The organism is Paenarthrobacter aurescens (assembly GCF_041549525.1).
Classification (GTDB): Bacteria; Actinomycetota; Actinomycetes; order Actinomycetales; family Micrococcaceae; genus Arthrobacter; species Arthrobacter aurescens.
In genome coordinates this window covers 1,773,885-1,792,362 of sequence record NZ_CP157456.1, presented here as the reverse complement: position 1 = coordinate 1,792,362, position 18,478 = coordinate 1,773,885, and the positions used below count along the sequence as shown (strand labels likewise).

Below are 18,478 nucleotides of genomic sequence, written 5' to 3'. Positions count from 1 at the left end.
CTGGCTGGTTGCGGGGCTCTATTAATCCATACAACGCTGCATAGCCAAGGGGCATTCCTGCCCCCGGTGTGCCGCAGCTCTCATTTAATGCCGTCCGCAGCGTTGGGAGAGACTACGATCGAAACGGGTCCCCATCCTTTGGGACAACGGACCTGAAGACCAAGGCCGCCGTCGCCAGAAGACGTCGGGCGCGTATCGGGGCGGGCCGCCAAACATGCGGCCCCGCCATGCAATGCAGAGAGAAGTGAGGACACATCCTCGTGGTCAAGACTACTGACATCATCCTGGGCATCATCGCCAAGGACCTGAAAAAGTCCCCCAGCGACGCCCTTGTCATTGGCGTTGCCCAAGGAGCGGACGGGCCTGTACTGCTGTCCAACCCGTTGAGTGCCAAGGCCGCCGAATCCCTGGCAGGGTCGCTGAAGATCCTGGGAATCACCGGGGCTACTGACCAGGCGCACCGGCTTCCGGGCTTGCCGGAGACCGGCTCGGGGATTCTTGTCCTTGCAGGAGTGGGAAAGCTCAACGATGACGGAAGCCTGGGCGAAGAAGCCCTGCGCCGCGCCGCAGGGTCCGCCGTTCGCCAGCTGGCCGGTACGGCGTCGGTCACCTTGGCTTTCCCTACAACCACCCCTGCCGATGTCACCGCTGTTGCCGAGGGCGCGGCTTTGGGCGCGTATTCCTACACCGAGCACCGTTCCAGCAAAGATGGGCTAAATGCACCTGTAGCCAAGGTGCTGATTTTCTCGGATGTTGATGCCAAGTCCGCCCAGCCCGGACTGGACCGGGCCATTGTGCTGGCCCGCGCCGTCAATTCAACCCGCACGTTGGTCAACCAACCTCCCAGCCACCTGTACCCCGAGTCCTTCGCCGAGTCCGCCAAGGAACTTGCCAAGGGCCTTCCGGTCAAGATCACCGTCTGGGATGAGAAGCGCCTTGAAAAGGAAGGCTTCGGCGGAATTCTGGGCGTTGGCAAGGGATCCACCCGCCAGCCGCGCCTGGTCAAAGTCGAATACGCCCCGGCAAAGGCCACCAAGAAGATCGCACTGGTCGGTAAGGGCATCACGTTCGACACCGGCGGCATTTCCATCAAGCCGGCCCTGGGCATGGGCGACATGAAAAGCGACATGGCCGGTGCCGCCGTCGTTCTTAACACCGTCCTGGCCATCGCCTCGCTCGGCCTGCCGCTGAAGGCCACTGCATGGCTCTGCATTGCGGAGAACATGCCGTCGGGCGCCGCTGCCCGGCCTGCTGATGTTTTCACCATCTACGGCGGCAAGACCGTTGAGGTCCTGAACACCGACGCCGAGGGGCGCCTGGTCATGGCCGACGGCATTGTCGCGGCGAGCCTGGAGAAGCCGGACGCCATTATTGACGTCGCAACACTGACAGGTGCCCAGCTGATCGCCCTTGGTTTGCGCACAGCCGGCGTCATGGGATCCGATTCGGTCACCCAAGCCCTGAAGTCGGCCGCTGACAGGGCCGGCGAGCTGGTTTGGCCAATGCCTTTGCCCGAAGAACTCCGTCCGAGCCTGGACTCACAGGTAGCGGATTTGGCGAATATTGGTGAACGCAACGGTGGCATGATGACCGCTGCAGTTTTCCTCCGCGAATTTGTGGGGAAGAACGACGACGGGCAACAGATTCCTTGGGCCCACGTGGACATCGCTGGACCGTCGTTTAACAATGGCGCCCCGTATGGTTACACGCCCAAGCAGGGCACCGGATGCACTGTCCGCACCCTGCTTGCCTACGCCGAGGATCTCCTGGACCACTCCGCCTAGCATCAATCTGCCCTTCCGGGTTGCGCGCGCCCCTGCCGGATCTCCGGTGCGGGCCCGCGCAACCCCGGAATTATGCGGGCGGTAGCGCTGTGTCACAAGTGAACGTGAGTCTGGACACAAGCGCTCCCCAAAACGCCCGCAGAGGGTGGAGCATGGGTAAGTGGTTCGCTAAGGTGAACTCGATAGTCACAAATGCAAGAGAACTTAGGTGCTGACATAATCACGGCAGAACAAGTTCCAAAGACCAGATGGCACGCAGTCCCGTGTCATCATTCACGCGAGGGAGCGTTTTAGTGGCCGATCAGGCAACTGCGCAAGAATTCGACATCCTGGTACTCGGTGGCGGCAGCGGCGGCTACGCCACTGCCCTGCGGGCCGTTCAGCTTGGGTTCACCGTTGGCCTTGTGGAAAAGGCAAAGCTCGGCGGAACCTGCCTGCACAACGGTTGCATTCCCACCAAGGCACTCCTGCACTCGGCCGAACTGGCCGACCATGCACGCGATTCAGCCAAGTATGGCGTGAACGTTACGCTCGACAGCATCGACATGTCGGCCGTGAACGCGTACAAGGATGGCATCATTGCCGGTAAGTTCAAGGGCCTCCAAGGGCTTATCAAGTCCAAGGGCATCACCGTCATTGAGGGTGAAGGAAAGCTCCAGGGCAACAACACTGTCGTCGTGAACGGCACCTCCTACACGGGCAAGAACATCGTTCTGGCCACGGGTTCCTACTCCCGGTCGCTGCCCGGCCTGGAAATCGGCGGCAAGGTCATCACCTCCGATCAAGCCCTCACCATGGACTACATCCCCAAGAGCGCCATTGTCCTGGGCGGCGGCGTCATCGGTGTCGAATTTGCTTCCGTATGGAAGTCCTTCGGCGTGGATGTCACCATCATCGAAGGCCTCCCCTCCTTGGTCCCCAACGAGGACGCTGCGATCGTCAAGAACCTTGAGCGTGCCTTCAAGAAGCGCGGCATCAAGTTCACCACCGGCATCTTCTTCCAGGGCGTTGAGCAGAACGATGACGGCGTGAAGGTCACCTTGGTTGACGGCCAGACGTTCGAAGCCGACCTCCTGCTGGTCGCCGTTGGCCGTGGTCCCGTCACCGCAAACCTTGGCTACGAAGAAGCCGGCATCACCATCGACCGCGGCTTCGTCATCACCAACGAGCGCCTCCACACCGGCGTCGGCAACATTTACGCCGTCGGCGACATCGTTCCCGGCGTCCAGCTGGCACACCGTGGCTACCAGCAGGGCATCTTTGTCGCAGAAGAAATCGCCGGTCTTAACCCGGCAATCGTTGAGGACATCAACATCCCCAAGGTCACCTACTGCGAGCCCGAGATCGCCACTGTCGGCTACACCGAAAAGGCTGCCAAGGAGAAGTTCGGCGAGGACCAGGTGCAGACCCAGGAATTCAATCTGGCAGGCAACGGCAAGAGCTCGATCCTGGGCACCGGCGGCATCGTCAAACTTGTCCGCCAGAAGGATGGCCCCGTAGTTGGCATCCACATGATCGGCTCCCGCATGGGCGAGCAGATCGGTGAGGCCCAGCTGATCGTGAACTGGGAAGCCTACCCGGAGGACGTGGCCCAGCTGGTCCACGCCCACCCCACCCAGAACGAAAGCCTGGGCGAAGCCCACCTTGCCCTCGCGGGCAAGGCACTCCACGGCTAAGTCTTACCAAGACCCCCGGGTCAGGTGCATGCGGCGCTCCATGTCCGTATGCACCTGACCCGAACCAGCAGAATTCATCCGCATAAAGATCAATAAGGAGAACGGGGACGACATGTCTGAATCCGTTAACTTGCCCGCCCTCGGTGAGAGTGTCACCGAAGGAACCGTCACCCGCTGGCTCAAGCAGGTTGGTGACCGGGTAGAGATCGACGAGCCGTTGCTCGAGGTTTCAACCGACAAAGTAGACACTGAAATCCCTTCTCCGATCTCTGGCGTCATCGAAGAAATCCTCGTCGCTGAAGACGAGACGGCTGAAGTTGGCGCTCCCCTGGTCCGCATCGGTGACGGTTCCGGCTCCGCCGCTACGGCCGCCGAGGCCGCACCGGCTGAGGAAGCCCCTGCCGAGCAGGCCGCTCCGGCTGCCGAAGAAGCTCCTGCCGCACCTGCTGCTGAAGAAGCACCGGCAGCCGAGGCGCCCGCTGCTTCCGGCGAAGGCCACGAAGTGACCCTCCCCGCACTGGGTGAGAGCGTTACTGAAGGTACGGTTACCCGCTGGCTGAAGGCAGTTGGCGACACCGTTGAGGTAGATGAGCCCCTCCTCGAAGTTTCCACCGACAAGGTAGACACCGAGATCCCCTCCCCCGTTGCCGGCACCCTGCAGGAAATCCGCGTCAGCGAGGACGAGACAGCTGAGGTTGGCTCCGTCCTGGCCGTCATCGGCTCAGGCGCTGCTCCCGCTTCGGCTCCGGCCCCTGCGGCTGCCCCGGCAGCAGAAGCACCCGCTGCTCCTGCTGCCGCACCCGCTGCGCCCGCACCTGCTGCTGCACCGGCCCCGGCTGCGCCCGCTGCCGCACCCGCCCAGGCTGCTCCTGCTACTGCTGCTGCTCCCGCGGCAGAAGGTTCCTCGGAATCCGGCTACGTCACTCCTCTGGTTCGTAAGCTGGCCAACCAGCACGGTGTAGACATCGCATCGGTCTCCGGCACCGGCGTGGGCGGCCGCATCCGCAAGCAGGATGTCCTTGCCGCCGCTGAAGCCAAGCAGGCTGCTGCCGCTCCCGCTGCAGCTGCTCCGGCCGCAGCTCCCGCTGCCAAGACCGCCGCCCCCGTGGTTGCGTCCTCCTTGCGCGGTACCACCGAGAAGGCACCGCGTATCCGCCAGGTCATTGCCCGGCGCATGCGCGAGTCCCTTGAGGTCTCCACCCAGTTGACGCAGGTGCACGAGGTCGACATGACCAAGATCGCCAAGCTCCGCCTGAAGGCCAAGAACTCGTTCCAGGCCCAGAATGGCGTCAAGCTGACGTTCCTGCCGTTTATCGCCAAGGCTGTGGCCGAGGCACTGAAGCAGCACCCCAAGCTCAACGCTGCTTACGATGAATCCAAGCAGGAAATCACTTACCACAACGCCGAGCACCTGGCGATCGCCGTCGACACTGACAAGGGCCTTCTGGTTCCCGTCATTTCCGACGCCGGCAACTTGAACCTTGCTGGCTTGGCCAGCAAGATCGCTGATGTCGCAGGACGCACCCGCGACGGCAAGATCGGTCCGGACGAGCTGTCCGGTGGCACCTTCAGCATCACCAACATCGGTTCCGTTGGTGCACTGTTTGATACCCCGATCATCAACCAGCCTCAGGTGGGTATCCTCGGAACCGGCGCGATCGTCAAGCGCGCCGTGGTTGTGGCGGACGAGAATGGCGACGACTCGATCGCTATCCGTTCCATGATGTACCTGTCGCTGACGTACGATCACCGCCTAGTGGACGGTGCCGATGCGGGCCGCTTCCTGCAGACCCTCAAGGCCCGCCTTGAAGAGGGCGCTTTCGAAGCTGACCTCGGCCTCTAAGGCCCCGCACTACTAAACAGCTCTGCACAAGCAGAAGGGCAGGTTACCGGGATACCGGTAACCTGCCCTTCTGCTGTACCGGACCCGCAGTCACACCACCTGGCTGTCTCAAGGAGTCCGCGTGGCTTTGCTACGGGACGTAGAACCATCTGGATAAGCTGGGGCCATGAGTATTCTCTTCAACATCCTGGTGTTCTTGCACATCGTCGGCGCAGCCATGATTGTGGGCTACTGGATCGCCACCCTCAAGACGCCAACCGTCCATCCGCGCCAGCGCGACGGCGCCTTCCTTCAGCTTCTCACCGGCATCGCCATGATGGGCATCTTCCCGCTGCTGCCGGACGCGGATCCCAACTACTTCAAGCTCGGAGTCAAGTTCGCCATTGGCGTAGCCGTTGGTGTCCTGGCCGTTATCGGCTCCCGCAAGGTGAAGAAGGGCGAGCCGGTCTCCACCGGGCTGGCCCACGGCGTGGGTGGCCTGGCTCTGATCAACATCGCGATTGCCACTCTCTGGAACTAGTTCGCCCGGGGGTCACAATCCACCGTCAGCGGAATGACCGTGCGCTCCGGCAGGCAAATCCCTAGGATTGAACCCGGTGGCACCTGCCGAAGGCTGGTGCCGACTCACAACGATTTTCAAGGAGTGGACATGGCAGCAACACGCACCGCACACACGGTTTGGAACGGCAACCTGATGGAGGGCGCCGGTAACACAACGCTGGACAGCTCAGGTCTGGGCACTTTCGATGTCACGTGGAAGGCCCGCACCGAGCAGGCCGGCGGCAAGACCAGCCCTGAAGAACTGATCGCCGCTGCTCACTCCGCATGCTTCTCCATGGCCTTCAGCCACGCCCTGGCAGGCGAAGGGTTCACCGCAGAAGAAGTAAACACCAAGGCGGACGTTACGTTCGTTCCCGGAACGGGCATCACAGGTAGCCACCTGACCATGACCGCGAAGGTTCCTGGCCTCTCCGAGGAAGACTTCCGCCGCATTTCCGAGGACGCCAAGACCGGCTGCCCGGTATCGGGCGCACTGGCCAGCATTGAGATCACCTTGGATGCCACGCTCGCAGCATAACTGCACAGAGGGCCGGTCATGAGACGGCCCCGTAGGTACAAAAAGAGCCCCGCCACTCCTTCAGGAAGTGGCGGGGCTCTTTCATGCCCGCGTGTTCATGCCCTGGTGGCGCTAACCCACCCGGGGACGTGAGGGCAGGGGCGCCGGCCGCAGTTTACGGTAGCCCTCGCGCAGAGGTGGACGGTCAGTGGGCAGTTCCTGAATCATTTCCTTCAGGGCACCGATTCCGTACTCCAATTGGGGATCTGTCCCGGCAGCATATGCGTGCGGCGGGAACAGCACTTCGATGTCAGGCTCCACGCCACGGTTTTCGACGTCCCAACCGATCCCGCCACTGAACCACGTTGCGTATCGAGGCTGGGTGACTCCCGTGCCATCGGCAAGTGAGAAGCGGTTATCGATCCCCACCACGCCGCCCCAGGTCCGCGTACCAATGACAGGGCCGATGCCCCTCAGTTTGGAAACCTGGGTGATGATGTCGCCATCGGACCCGGCAAATTCATCGGCCAGGAGGATCACCGGTCCGCGCGGCGCGTGGTGCGGGTATGTCCGCGGCTTTTCACCGCGCGGCATGCTCCATCCCGTGACCTTGCGCCCGATCAATTCGGCAACCAACTGGGATGTGTGTCCACCCCGGTTTCGCCGCACATCAACAATCAGGCCATCCAAGGCTGTCTCTGTGTCCAGGTCGCGGTGAAGCTGCGCCCACCCGTTGGCCATCATGTCCGGAATATGCAGGTAGCCGAACTTGCCGTCGGAGGCCTCCCGGACTGTGCGTCGGTTGGCCCGGACCCAATCCTGGTAGCGCAACCGTTCCTCATCCCGGACGGGTACCACCGCAACGCGTCGTTGAACGCCCGCAGCGCCGCCATGGGCATAGCCGTTCAAGAGGGTCAACTCAACCGTCCTGCCCGCCGACCCCACCAGTTGCATCGCCGGGGTCAGTTCCGCAGAAAGCTCGACGCCGTCAATCGCCAAGAGGACGTCGCCCACCTTGGCGTCAGCCCCTGGACGCGTCATGGGCGAAGTAGCCAAGGGGTCAGAGGACTCTCCAGCGAGGATCCGGGTAATTTCCCAGCCCCCGTGGCCTAGCTGGAACTCAGCGCCAAGCCTGCCCTGACCGTTTCGTCCGGGCTCGGTGACGGCAATCGGTTTGACGTAAGCGTGTGAGGTTCCCAGCTCACCGTGGATTTCCCACAGCAGGTCAACCAGGTCATCGTGGGAGCCCAGCCTTTCCACAATGGGACGGTAGCGCTTGTACACCGACTCCCAGTCCTGGCCGGCCATGTCGGCGGTCCAGAAGAAGTCCCTCTGCAGTCTCCACGCCTCGTCAAAGGCCTGTCCCCAGGCAGCCACCGGATCCATGATGAGCCGCACCCTGTTCAGCTCCACCTTCACGAGTTCAGCGGAGTCCTCTTCCACCTTGTTCTCGGCAGGGACGGACGTCACCTGTTTGTCGAGTACGTAAACAATCCGGCTAAGGTCACCGGACAACCTGTAGCTGTCCACGGCTTTGACGAGGGTAACCTGTTTGCGCTTGGCGAGATCGTAGCGAACCAGGGAAGGCGCAGTCTTCTTGTCCTGGAGTGTGCCACGCCCATCACCCATCACACCCGCAAGTTCGGTGTCGAGCCACAACAATGCGCCCTCACCCACGGTCAGCCCGGAGTAGTTCCCCTGGGGCACCGGCACAGCAATAACCCGGTGGGCCAACCCCTCGGGGTCCACGCGCACAACCGGAGCTTCGCCGTCGTCGGACTTAACGTTCCCGGCCTTGTCCGCGGCAGGTGAGGCGTCATCGAGTGTGTCAATGGAAGGGCCAAAGGGCGACGGCGTATCGGCGGCCAAGGCAACCATGTACGGCTTGATGGGACTCGGGAAGGAGAGGTCAAAGGAATGACCGTCATACACGGGGTCAAAGCTTCTGTTGGACAGGAATGCCAGGAACTTTCCGTCCGGTGTGAAGTTCGGAGACTCATCGCAGAAGCGGCCGTCCGTGACATCAATGATGCCGGAGCCGGGCTCTGCCGGGCGGGCAATCCGCAGCTTGCTCCGGGAACCGAAAGACGTCACCGGTTCGGACCAGGCAAGCCACTGGGAGTCGCTGGACCAAGAGAATTGCTCGATGCTGCCTTCACCCACGCTGACAAGCCGGTCCAGTGTCCCTGAAGTGGTGTCGGCAATAAAGACGTCCCCGAAGGACGTACCCACGGCAATCCAGCGGCCGTCCGGGCTGGCTTCCAAAGCACTCGTTCGGGTGGGAGCCGGGAATTCGACACGAAGAATCGCCGAATCTTCCGATGCCACCGGGACTGCGGGGTCAGTACCACCACCCACAGTGTCTGCTGATGGTTCGGCCTTGGCGTCGTCGCCCGAACCGGCCTGGGCCCGGTCATCCGAGGCCGGCGTGGTTTGGCTGAGCACCTGAGCATTTGCCTGGCCGATCACATTGGATGCGGAAACGGGCTTCGGCAGGGGTGTTGATTCTTCTGCAGTAGGCGCGGGTTCAGCACTGACTGCAGGCACTTCCATCACAGGGGCCAGGCGGGCGGCAATGCGCTTGACATACAACGCTTCCACTCCCCCGTGGTCAGCGACGTAAGCTATCCGGCCATCGGTGAGCGGCCGGGGAAGCCGGGCACGGACCCCCGGCGTGGCCTCAACCACACGCGATGGCCCATCTTTATGACGGAGCCAGTGGATAGTACCGTGTGATTCCACCGCGCTGGCCGTTCCGGCCACGTTGGGGAAGACGTCCCCCAAGTGGGCGGACGTCCTAAGCGGCGCGGGGCGCCGGCCCGGTGATGCCGAACCCAGCGTGATGTCCAATTTGACGGGCTCGGACTCGGCATCCAAGGAAGGGATCATCCACAGCTCGCCTGCCGATTCAAAGACAACTCTGCTGCCGTCCGTGCTGGCGTGGCGAACGTAGAAGTCCTCGTGGTCCGTATGCCGGCGCAGATCGGAACCATCCGGAAGCAGCGAGTAAAGGTTTCCGTAGCCCTCGTGATCCGAGAGGAAGGCGATCCGCCCCTTGATCCACAAGGGATCAGTCAGGTTTCCGTCGATCTCCTTGGCCAAGCGCTCAAACTCGCCGTTACCGTCGGAGTCGATCCAGAGCTTCCCGGCAGTACCGCCCCGGTAACGCTTCCACCACGCGGGCTCGCGGGAGAGCACGCTTGCCAGGACTACAGGCTTCTCGTCACCGATTTCGGGACCGTACGCAACGGCTTCCACCGGACCAAAAGGAAGTTCGACGGCGGCACCACCGTCCAGCGGGAGGCTGTAGGCGTACGTGTGGCGGCTTTCGGCCTGCTGGAAAGCACTGGTAACCACCACATTGCCTGCGGGCGTAAAGCCCTTGACCTTGGTAGTGCTGTGCCCGAAGTACGTCAGCTGCCTGTACCCGCCGCCGTCGACGTTTGCTGTGACCACCTCCGGCGATGTGCCCACAACAGTGGTCCAGACCAGCCTCTTGCCGTCCGGAGTGAACCGCGGGTTCCTGGCCGGAAGTTGCTGTGAGGAAACCCGCCAGGCGCGACCACCTGAAAGGGGGGCGATCCAGATGTCGTCTTCGGCCACGAAGGTGACCAGGTCGCCGTGCACATGCGGGAAACGGAGGTAGCTGGAGGAGGTCATTGTTCGATCATAGTCAAGAGGCACGCCTCAGTTGCGGCACCTGCTGCCCGTTTCCACCACAAGCGCTTCCCATGGTGAGATGGGTCATGAGAATCGTAATGTCCGGAGCTTCAGGAATGATCGGGACGGCCCTGTCCGGGCAGTTGACAGCTGACGGCAACGAGGTGGTCCGGCTCGTCCGGCGCCCCGCCAAAACAGCGCTTGAATGGACGTGGGACCCGGCCAAGGGCGAACTTGATGAGGCTGTTCTCGAGGGAGCCGATGCTGTGGTCAACCTTTCCGGCGCAGGGATCGGAGACCGGCCCTGGACCAAGCGCCGCATTCAGGTCCTCACGGAGTCCCGCCTTCGGCCCACGCAGACCCTGACCGCTGCCATGCGGCGCCTCAGCAAACCACCGGCCACTTTCATCAGCCAGTCTGCTTCAGGCTATTACGGAGCCTCACGCGAGGGTGCCCTGCGGGAAGATTCAGCACAAGGCAGCGGCGTGCTGGGACACCTGTCCTTTGAATGGGAGCGAATGGCAAGGACGGCGCCCTCGGGAGTGAGGGTGGTGGCTCCCCGGACAGGGGTGGTGCTTAGCAGCTCCGGCGGAGCGCTCGGGCCGCTGCTGCCCTTGCTGAAACTCGGGCTGGGAGGTCCTTTTGGCAACGGCCGCCAGTATTGGCCATGGATTACCCTCGCCGATGAAGCGCGCGCACTCGCCTACCTCCTCACAGCAGACCTTGAGGGAGCGGTGAATGTTTGCGCCCCGGAGAGCGCTGACGTCAACACCATCGTTGCCCAACTCGCCAAGGCCTTCCACCGGCCGGCGTTCCTCCGTGTGCCCCGACCAGCGCTGAAACTGGTCCTGGGCGGGCTGGCTGACGAACTCGTCATGGCCAACCAACGAATGGAGCCTGCACGGCTGCAGGAGGCCGGCTTCCAGTGGTCCCATCCCACGCTCCGTGACGCCATGGCATGGCTGAGACAGGATACCAATCGCTGACGAGGGCAACGCTCAGGCTGTCACGCTTAAACCCCTTGCCCTGCGCACCCCTTGACCTGCGCACCCTTTACTCTGCGCTTTCCTATGCACGATTGGGGTTATTCTGCGCCGACGCCCATGATTCCTGAGATCTGCCAGCGACCATCTGAACGAACCATGTCCAGCCGAAGCTCCTGCGGAGTTCCTGCGCCCTCGGTCCTGAGAACCTCTCCGGATGCGAGGCGTTCTTCGTAGCCGGACGTTGTGACCGTTGCGGCCACCAGCACACGATCATTCTGCGCAGGTCCCTCCACGGTCACGCCTGTCAGGGTTGTTTGGAGACCTGCAAAAGCCGTCCCGGCACCTCTCAGGTAATCGCCCAACTGTTTATCAGTGGCCTCGGCTTGTGAGCCGGGAGCGTTCACGGTTTCCAAAAGGTCCAGGCGACGGTCGCCCAAAGCAATGTCCCGCACGGCGGATAGGGCGGATACGGCAACCAAAGGGTCCGGAGAGCGGAGGCCGTCGGCGAGTGCTGGCGGGAGATCCCGGGTGGCCGGAAAATCCGCGGCCTGACCGGAAGCCACAACACCGGTCCGCGTCGCCGCCTGGGGGGCAATCGCCGTCGTCGTGCCGTTCTGCTCCCAGAGGATCCACGACGCGGCGCCAACCAGGACCGCGACCGCTGCCGCAAGAAGGAGCCGGCGGCTCCCCCCACGGCCTGGCCGGCGTGGTAAGCCCCCCGAACGCCGCGGCGCTGGCAGAGCTGCCATGCCCCTGGAGGGCTGGAACTTCCGCCATGCCCTCGCTAAACCACCGGCTGGTCGGCGCGTCCGGCGGCCCAGCGTCTCGCGTCTGGTCAGCAATTCAGGGATCACAGAGGGGTGCACTGCGGCGGACAAGTCCACCGCTTCCGGGGCTGCACTCCTGAAAATCGCCGTCCCGAGCTCCCTTGCTGACGGACGGTTCCGCGGGTCCTTGTCCAACGCTGCTTCCAGAACTGCGGCAAGTGCCTTGGGTACCTCAGGAACCAGAAGCGACAATGGAGGGCGATCCTGTTCCAGCTCAGGGGTCGCCCCCGTCAGGCAATACCAGCCCACCGCTCCCAGGGAATAGACATCACGTTGGGGCTGGAGGCTGCCCGCCGGATATCCGGCGTTCGATGGTGGCTCAGCCTGAGGTTCCATAAATCCAAGTGTTCCCACCCCCGGGTCCTGCGGATTGTCCCCTACCCTGGCGGCAAGGCCCAGATCTGCCAGCAGTGGCATCCCCTCAGCCGTAAACAAGATGTTTCCAGGCGACACATCCCCATGCTGCGCGCCGTTTGCATGAAGGTAGTCCAACGCCTGGGCGATCGGAGCCAGGATGGTCACGGCTTCTCCGATCCCGAGCCTCCCCCTCGCCAAGACCAGATTGCCCAGTGAGCCTCCCGATGCGTAATCCATGACGATCCCAACCGTGCCCTCCGGCCCTCCATCCACGGGAAGGACGTCGTGGATCCCGATGAGATGCTTGTGCTGCAGACCGGAGAGGAGCCTCATTTCCCGGGCCACATCCGTCCGGGCCACATCCGTCCGAGCCTGCTCCGCACCGGCCGAACCGCCAACAACGGGTTGGGTCCTGGCGCATTTGATGGCAAACCGCACCCCGTCCCTGTCCCTCGTGGCAAGCCACACCGTGGCACTGCTGCCGTGGCCCAGCGGGCGGGAGATCGAATAGCCCGGAACGCGGGGAGCCACGGCGCCTGCGGTGTCAATGTTTTCCATAAACAAGGTGTACCGGAATGCTGGAATTTCCGCAGAAGTTATCCACAGGCGCTGTCCCGTCATCTGCACGGTCCCCACCGCCCGGGATGCGACTGAGAGCTTCACCACAAAACGATGGTCAGCCTGCTGCTGGGTCTAAGCTTGAACGCATGACTCTTGAGTTTTCACAACTGGGTCTTGCCCCGGACTTCGTTGACTATATGCAGGGCTGGGACCTGCAACGCGAAATCCACAACAAAGTTGTTGCGGGCGAGAAAAACAGCACCGTCTTGATCCTTGAGCACGCCGCCGTCTACACGGCAGGCAAGCTGACGGAGGACCACGAGCGCCCCTTTGACGGCACTCCCGTAGTCCCCGTGGATCGTGGCGGCAAATTGACCTGGCATGGCCCGGGGCAGCTTATTGCTTATCCGATCCTCAAGCTCAAGAACCGTGCCGGCATCCGCGATTACGTTGAACGGCTTGAGGCCATCATGATCGCCGTGATGCAGGACTACGGCATCCAGGCCGTCACCGTGAAGGGCCGGGCCGGAGTCTGGATCCTTGCCGACGAGAACGGACCGGACCGCAAGATCGCAGCAATCGGCATTCGCGTCCTGGACGGCGTCACCATGCACGGCGTGGCCATTAACTGCAGCAATGACCTGGCGCCCTACGCGCAGATCATTGCTTGTGGCATCACTGACGCCAGCGTCACCACCATGTCGCTGGAAGCCGGCCGGACCATCAATCCTGCCGACATCGTTGACCGCTTCGTTGAAGAATTCAACAAGCACGAAGAAGCACTCGTTTCCACACCCGAAGGAGCACTCCAGTGACCTTGGCAACCTGAAGGCCGTAAGTTGCTGCGCGTTGAGCAGCGCAACTCGGCTGTCCCGGTTGAACGTAAGCCTGAGTGGATCAAGGCCAAGGTCCAGATGGGCCCGGAGTTTGTCCAGCTCAAGAATCTGGTGAAGAAGGAAGGCCTGCACACGGTATGTGAGGAGGCCGGCTGCCCGAACATTTTTGAGTGCTGGGAAGACAAGGAAGCGACGTTCCTGATCGGCGGGTCCGAGTGCACCCGGCGTTGTGATTTCTGCCAGATCGATACGGGTAAACCGTCCCCGGTGGACATGTTCGAGCCCACCAAGGTGGCCCGCAGCGTCCAGGCCATGCAGCTGCGGTACGCCACGGTGACCGGGGTGGCCCGTGATGACCTGGCCGATGAAGGGGTGTGGTTGTACGCCGAAACGGTCCGGAAAATCCATGAACTGAACCCGGGCACCGGGGTGGAGCTGCTGATCCCGGACTTCTCCGGCAAACCCGAGCACATCGCGGCGATCTGTGATTCCAAGCCCGAGGTGTTCGCGCACAACGTCGAAACCGTGCCGAGGATTTTCAAGCGGATCCGTCCGGCGTTCCGGTACGAGCGTTCCCTGGACGTCATCACCCAGGGCAGGGATCTGGGCATGGTGACCAAGTCCAACCTGATCCTGGGCATGGGCGAGACCCGCGAGGAAATCTCCGAAGCCCTCCGGGACCTGCACGCCGCCGGCTGTGACCTGATCACCATCACCCAGTACCTGCGCCCGTCCGAGCGGCACCTGCCGGTGGACCGCTGGGTCAAGCCCCAGGAGTTCGTGGACCTCCAGGAAGAAGCCCAGGAGATCGGCTTCCTCGGTGTCATGTCCGGCCCCCTGGTCCGGTCCTCCTACCGTGCCGGACGTTTGTGGGCCACCGCCATGCGGAAGAAAGGCCGGGACATCCCCGCCGAGCTCGCCCACATCGCCGAGGGCATCCAGGACTCCGGCACCACCCGCCAGGAAGCCTCCACCATCCTCGCCGCCCACGCCTAAACACACCCCAGGGCTCAAGCAGCGCGCACAGCACCAGCAATCATCAGCAGTGAAGGACCGGATGCCACGTCATGGCGTCCGGTCCTTCTACGTCCATCACGTAGAATTAAGGCACTATGGCGAACTCCTCTGATTCCAGCAATTCGACCCCCTCGGCCGACGCCCCCAAGCGTGGGCTCTTTAAGCGCAAGCCCAAGGAAGCCAAGGCCAAGAAGCCCAGCCAACTGAAGCAGATCGCTGAAGTCTTCAAGATGACCCGGCGGAATGATCCGCAGGTTGTCTGGGTCATGCTGCTGGCATTCCTTGCAGTGGTTGCCGTGGCCCTCCTCATCGGCTTCCTGCTGGAGAACTGGGTTACCGGCCTCATCATTGGCATCCCGCTGGGTCTGCTCGCGGCCGTTTTCATTCTCTCCCGCCGCGCCGAAAAGGCCGCGTTCGCGCAGATCGAGAACCAGCCGGGCGCTTCCGGCGCCGCCCTGGGTACTCTTCGCCGAGGTTGGGTCACCCAGGATCAGCCGGTTGCCGTCAATCCGCGAACCCAGGACGCCGTGTTCATGGCCATCGGCCGGCCGGGTGTCGTGCTCGTCAGTGAAGGCCCCACCCACCGCGTCAAGCCGCTCGTGGATGCTGAGCGCAAGCGCCTCAACCGCATCCTGCCCAACGTCACCATCCACGTCCTGGAATCAGGTCGCGGTGAAGGACAGGTGCCCCTGAACAAATTGGCCAAGACCATGGGCAAGCTCAAGAAAGAACTCACCAAGGTGGAAGTTAACGCGGTATCAAAGCGCATCAACTCTCTCGGTAATCGTCTGCCGATCCCCAAGGGCATTGACCCTTACAAGGCCCGCCCGGACCGCAAGGCCGCTCGCGGACGCTAAATCCACCAACGGAAACCGCCCCTGTCTCCAGCAGAGAGAAATCTCCTGCAGAGACAGGGGCGGTTTTGTGTGAGCTGCGTTTCGCGGTGCTGTGATCCTGGACTGAGTTACATCCGGATGAGGATGGTGTTCATCGCTTTATCGTGCAATCCGCGCTGGTCGGGGTCGAACACCACCGCAGGAATGACCAAACAGAGCAGGAGTGTCCGCACTACGGCGGCCAGGGGCCCAGCTGGGCCACCGCCGAGGCGAACCACGTGAATTCCGGCGATCCTGTGACCAATGCTGTATCCCAGTGTCCCGATCAGGAGGATCTGCTCGGCGGCGAAGATGGCCAAGGTTGCCCAGGAGTTACCGCCGAAGGCGAAATTGCTGATCACCAAGGCGATCGTCCAGTCCACCACGATGCCCAGGATCCGGCGCCCGGCCCTCGCCATGGAGCCCGGGCCTGACTCAGGCAGGCCGAGCCGTTCGCCTGGATATTTGGAGATTCCGGAAGTGTCCGGCCCGCTCAACCATGAGCCAATGTCTTTTCGATCTACCACCCTCCAAGCCTAACGGCTGGTATGCCCGGTAGCAGACCCACCGAAGCGCCGTTCGGCGCTCAACGTTGTGGAATGTTCGCCCACCGGACCCGGATGGACCGTACACCGGATGGCCGACTACCGTTTACACGACAGATGATTCTGTAACCTGCCGGAAACAATACTGACACCCCCGGGAAATCCCATCTCCCTAAGGTGGTAGGAGTTGCCAGCCACCATGGCACGGGGATCTTTCTGTGTCTCCGGACCCTTGGAATGGGCTGCACCACGCGGCCTTCCGGGCCTGTTACTTGATATGCATAAGGAGCATAGATGTTCAAGACTGCGGACGAAGTCCTCAAGTTCATCAAAGACGAAGACGTCAAATTCGTCGATATCCGCTTCACCGACCTCCCTGGTGTTCAGCAGCACTTCAACGTGCCGGCCAAGAGCGTCGACCTCGATTTCTTCGTCCACGGCCAGCTCTTCGACGGATCTTCGATCCGCGGCTTCCAGGGCATCGCCGAGTCCGACATGCAGCTCATCCCGGATGTGACCTCGGCCTTCATCGACACCTTCCGGATCGAGAAGACGCTCGCACTGAACTTCTCCATCGTGAACCCCCGCACGGGTGACCCGTACCACCGCGATCCCCGCGGCGTGGCTGAGAAGGCCGAAGCCTACCTGGCCTCGACGGGTATCGCGGACACTGCATTCTTCGCCCCCGAAGCAGAATTCTTCGTCTTCGATAACATCCAGTACGAGTCCTCCCCGCAGGGCAGCTTCTACAAGATTGACTCTGAAGAAGCACACTGGAACACCGGCCGTAAGGAAGAGGGCGGTAACCTCGGTTACAAGACCCCCGTCAAGGGCGGTTACTTCCCGGTCTCCCCCACGGACAAGCAGGCTGACCTCCGCGATGCCATGTGCATCGAGCTGGACAAGGCTGGCCTTGAGGTTGAGCGCTCCCACCACGAAGTTGGATCCGCCGGTCAGGCTGAGATCAACTACAAGTTCACCACGCTGACCGCGGCTGCTGATGATCTGCAGAAGTTCAAGTACATCATCAAGAACACCGCCGATGCTTGGGGCAAGTCCGTCACCTTCATGCCGAAGCCTGTCTTCGGTGACAACGGCTCGGGCATGCACTGCCACCAGTCGCTGTGGAGCAACGGCGATCCCCTGTTCTATGACGAGAAGGGCTACGCTGGCCTCTCTGACACGGCTCGCTGGTACATCGGCGGCCTGCTGAAGCACTCTTCGGCAGTCCTCGCTTTCACCAACCCCACCGTGAACTCGTACCGTCGTCTGGTCAAGGGCTTCGAAGCCCCCGTGAACATGGTGTACTCGCAGGGCAACCGCTCCGCCGGTATCCGTATCCCCATCACGGGCACCAACCCGAAGGCCAAGCGCATCGAGTTCCGCGCACCGGACCCCTCGTCCAACCCGTACCTGGCATTCGCTGCCCAGCTGATGGCCGGCATCGACGGCATCCGCAACCGCATTGAACCCCCGGCTCCCATCGACAAGGACCTCTACGAGCTCCCGGCCGAGGAAGCCAAGGACATCCCCAAGGCTCCGGGCTCCCTGGAAGAAGCACTTGAGGCTCTGCGTGAGGACAACGAGTTCCTCCAAGCCGGCGGCGTCTTCACCCAGGACCTGATCGATACTTGGATTGACTACAAGTACGAGAACGAGATCCGCCCGCTGTCCCTGCGCCCGAACCCCTACGAGTTCGAGCTCTACTACGGCGTCTAGTATCACCACGTAACAAAGAGGCCAGCCTCAGTCCGTCACGACTGGGGCTGGCCTCTTTTGTGGATGCTGACTACTCGGACTTGCCGGCGTCGCGGTCTCTGAGGTTTTTGGTGATCTCGTCCAGCTTGTCCTTGACGAAACTGGCGGCCTCCGAAATTCCCTTTTCTGCGCTGCCCAGCGGGTCCAGCTGAAGGTACACGTTCTTGTCGATGGGAAGATCGTATTCATCCTTCAGATGCGTCCCGCCTGAAACCCCGTCGAGCGACAAGTACACAAGGGCTTCAGTCCTTGCGATGCCTGCGATGGTTCCGAAGACGACGGTGAAATCATTGGGCTGAAAGCTCACAGAATGGCCCACGTGACGCCGGTCCAGTTCGCCGGCAGGAATGGCCTTCTCGGACGGATTTCCGTTGTATTCCATGTACTTCCCCTATGCGTTGAGAACAGATACACATGAAGTCTATAAGGTTACTTAGCTTCATGGTTGATCCGCCGTCATTCGGCAGTCACAGGACCCGCTACTGCTTTCCGTACTTCTTGTGAACGGCCTGCTTGCTCACGCCAAGGCAAAGAGCGATCGCTTCCCAGGACAAGCCCGATTGCCGGGCAGCCCGCACCAGCGAAGCCTCCCTGCGACCCACTTCTTTCTGCAACTCGGCAACAGCATAGAGAGCCTCAGCGGGCCCCATGCCATCCATTGATCCAACCAGCGTTTTCATCCGGTCCACCTCCATG

15 protein-coding genes are annotated in these 18,478 nt (G+C 62.2%); 10 read left to right on the top strand and 5 right to left on the bottom strand.

The genetic code is table 11. From position 1 onward, the window contains the following. The first annotated feature begins 260 nt into the window (after positions 1–260). The 5 genes from ABI796_RS08310 to ABI796_RS08290 all read left to right on the top strand — a co-directional run bounded on the left by ABI796_RS08310 (position 261) and on the right by ABI796_RS08290 (position 6,381). A complete protein-coding gene (locus ABI796_RS08310; protein ID WP_141281926.1) occupies positions 261–1,784 on the top strand; it encodes a leucyl aminopeptidase in 1,524 nt (507 codons plus the stop codon). 293 nt (positions 1,785–2,077) lie between these two features. Next, complete coding sequence (gene lpdA / locus ABI796_RS08305) at positions 2,078–3,460, top strand: dihydrolipoyl dehydrogenase (protein ID WP_141281924.1); 1,383 nt, start codon at positions 2,078–2,080, stop codon at positions 3,458–3,460. Between the two features lie 112 nt (positions 3,461–3,572). After that, positions 3,573–5,303, top strand: coding sequence for a 2-oxoglutarate dehydrogenase, E2 component, dihydrolipoamide succinyltransferase (gene sucB, locus ABI796_RS08300; RefSeq protein ID WP_141281922.1), 1,731 nt, complete (start codon positions 3,573–3,575; stop codon positions 5,301–5,303). A 166-nt stretch (positions 5,304–5,469) separates the two neighbouring features. Further along, the gene (locus tag ABI796_RS08295; protein ID WP_141281920.1) at positions 5,470–5,823 is read left to right on the top strand and encodes a hypothetical protein; all 354 of its coding nucleotides are present in this window, start codon (positions 5,470–5,472) and stop codon (positions 5,821–5,823) included. 129 nt (positions 5,824–5,952) lie between these two features. Further along, positions 5,953–6,381 (top strand): OsmC family protein, encoded by a 429-nt coding sequence (locus ABI796_RS08290; RefSeq protein WP_141281917.1) that lies wholly within the window; start codon positions 5,953–5,955, stop codon positions 6,379–6,381. A 111-nt stretch (positions 6,382–6,492) separates the two neighbouring features. Here the strand turns inward: ABI796_RS08290 and ABI796_RS08285 are convergent, their stop codons facing one another. Further along, complete coding sequence (locus ABI796_RS08285) at positions 6,493–10,020, bottom strand: S41 family peptidase (RefSeq protein WP_141281915.1); 3,528 nt, start codon at positions 10,018–10,020, stop codon at positions 6,493–6,495. 86 nt (positions 10,021–10,106) lie between these two features. Here ABI796_RS08285 and ABI796_RS08280 point away from each other — a divergent pair, with 86 nt between their 5' ends. Continuing rightward, positions 10,107–11,006: a TIGR01777 family oxidoreductase gene (locus ABI796_RS08280; RefSeq protein ID WP_141281913.1), complete on the top strand. Its 900-nt coding sequence runs from the start codon at positions 10,107–10,109 to the stop codon at positions 11,004–11,006. A 98-nt stretch (positions 11,007–11,104) separates the two neighbouring features. On the opposite strand, the gene ABI796_RS08275 is transcribed toward ABI796_RS08280, so the two are convergent. Further along, positions 11,105–12,748: a serine/threonine-protein kinase gene (locus tag ABI796_RS08275; RefSeq protein WP_141281911.1), complete on the bottom strand. Its 1,644-nt coding sequence runs from the start codon at positions 12,746–12,748 to the stop codon at positions 11,105–11,107. Positions 12,749–12,834: 86 nt separating this feature from the next. Between ABI796_RS08275 and lipB the strand changes: the two genes are divergently transcribed. The 3 genes from lipB (at position 12,835) to ABI796_RS08260 (ending at position 15,461) form a co-directional block, all read left to right on the top strand. Further along, positions 12,835–13,566, top strand: coding sequence for a lipoyl(octanoyl) transferase LipB (gene lipB / locus ABI796_RS08270; RefSeq protein ID WP_281283969.1), 732 nt, complete (start codon positions 12,835–12,837; stop codon positions 13,564–13,566). A gap of 24 nt (positions 13,567–13,590) precedes the next feature. After that, positions 13,591–14,583, top strand: coding sequence for a lipoyl synthase (gene lipA, locus ABI796_RS08265; protein ID WP_141286752.1), 993 nt, complete (start codon positions 13,591–13,593; stop codon positions 14,581–14,583). Between the two features lie 116 nt (positions 14,584–14,699). Next, positions 14,700–15,461, top strand: coding sequence for a DUF4191 domain-containing protein (locus ABI796_RS08260; RefSeq protein WP_141284841.1), 762 nt, complete (start codon positions 14,700–14,702; stop codon positions 15,459–15,461). A 107-nt stretch (positions 15,462–15,568) separates the two neighbouring features. Here ABI796_RS08260 and ABI796_RS08255 read toward each other — a convergent pair whose 3' ends face one another. Continuing rightward, positions 15,569–16,006, bottom strand: a complete 438-nt coding sequence (locus ABI796_RS08255; RefSeq protein WP_141284839.1) for an RDD family protein — start codon at positions 16,004–16,006, stop codon at positions 15,569–15,571. Positions 16,007–16,318: 312 nt separating this feature from the next. Between ABI796_RS08255 and glnA the strand changes: the two genes are divergently transcribed. Continuing rightward, positions 16,319–17,743 carry a type I glutamate--ammonia ligase gene (glnA, locus tag ABI796_RS08250; protein ID WP_141284837.1) on the top strand — a complete coding sequence of 475 codons (1,425 nt, stop codon included), beginning with the start codon at positions 16,319–16,321 and terminating at the stop codon, positions 17,741–17,743. A 70-nt stretch (positions 17,744–17,813) separates the two neighbouring features. On the opposite strand, the gene ABI796_RS08245 is transcribed toward glnA, so the two are convergent. Together ABI796_RS08245 and ABI796_RS08240 are read right to left on the bottom strand one after the other, a co-directional pair. Further along, positions 17,814–18,164, bottom strand: coding sequence for a hypothetical protein (locus ABI796_RS08245; RefSeq protein ID WP_141284835.1), 351 nt, complete (start codon positions 18,162–18,164; stop codon positions 17,814–17,816). 97 nt (positions 18,165–18,261) lie between these two features. After that, positions 18,262–18,477, bottom strand: a complete 216-nt coding sequence (locus tag ABI796_RS08240) for a hypothetical protein (protein WP_026542533.1) — start codon at positions 18,475–18,477, stop codon at positions 18,262–18,264. Between the last annotated feature and the right edge of the window lies 1 nt (position 18,478).

Coding starts and splice junctions, on each gene's coding strand:
- sucB (WP_141281922.1), top strand. CDS start 3,573: ATGTCTGAATCCGTTAACTTGCCCGCCCTCGGTGAGAGTGTCACCGAA.
- ABI796_RS08295 (WP_141281920.1), top strand. CDS start 5,470: ATGAGTATTCTCTTCAACATCCTGGTGTTCTTGCACATCGTCGGCGCA.
- ABI796_RS08290 (WP_141281917.1), top strand. CDS start 5,953: ATGGCAGCAACACGCACCGCACACACGGTTTGGAACGGCAACCTGATG.
- ABI796_RS08285 (WP_141281915.1), bottom strand. CDS start 10,020: ATGACCTCCTCCAGCTACCTCCGTTTCCCGCATGTGCACGGCGACCTG.
- ABI796_RS08280 (WP_141281913.1), top strand. CDS start 10,107: ATGAGAATCGTAATGTCCGGAGCTTCAGGAATGATCGGGACGGCCCTG.
- ABI796_RS08275 (WP_141281911.1), bottom strand. CDS start 12,748: ATGGAAAACATTGACACCGCAGGCGCCGTGGCTCCCCGCGTTCCGGGC.
- lipB (WP_281283969.1), top strand. CDS start 12,835: ATGCGACTGAGAGCTTCACCACAAAACGATGGTCAGCCTGCTGCTGGG.
- ABI796_RS08260 (WP_141284841.1), top strand. CDS start 14,700: ATGGCGAACTCCTCTGATTCCAGCAATTCGACCCCCTCGGCCGACGCC.
- glnA (WP_141284837.1), top strand. CDS start 16,319: ATGTTCAAGACTGCGGACGAAGTCCTCAAGTTCATCAAAGACGAAGAC.
- ABI796_RS08245 (WP_141284835.1), bottom strand. CDS start 18,164: ATGGAATACAACGGAAATCCGTCCGAGAAGGCCATTCCTGCCGGCGAA.
- ABI796_RS08240 (WP_026542533.1), bottom strand. CDS start 18,477: ATGGAGGTGGACCGGATGAAAACGCTGGTTGGATCAATGGATGGCATG.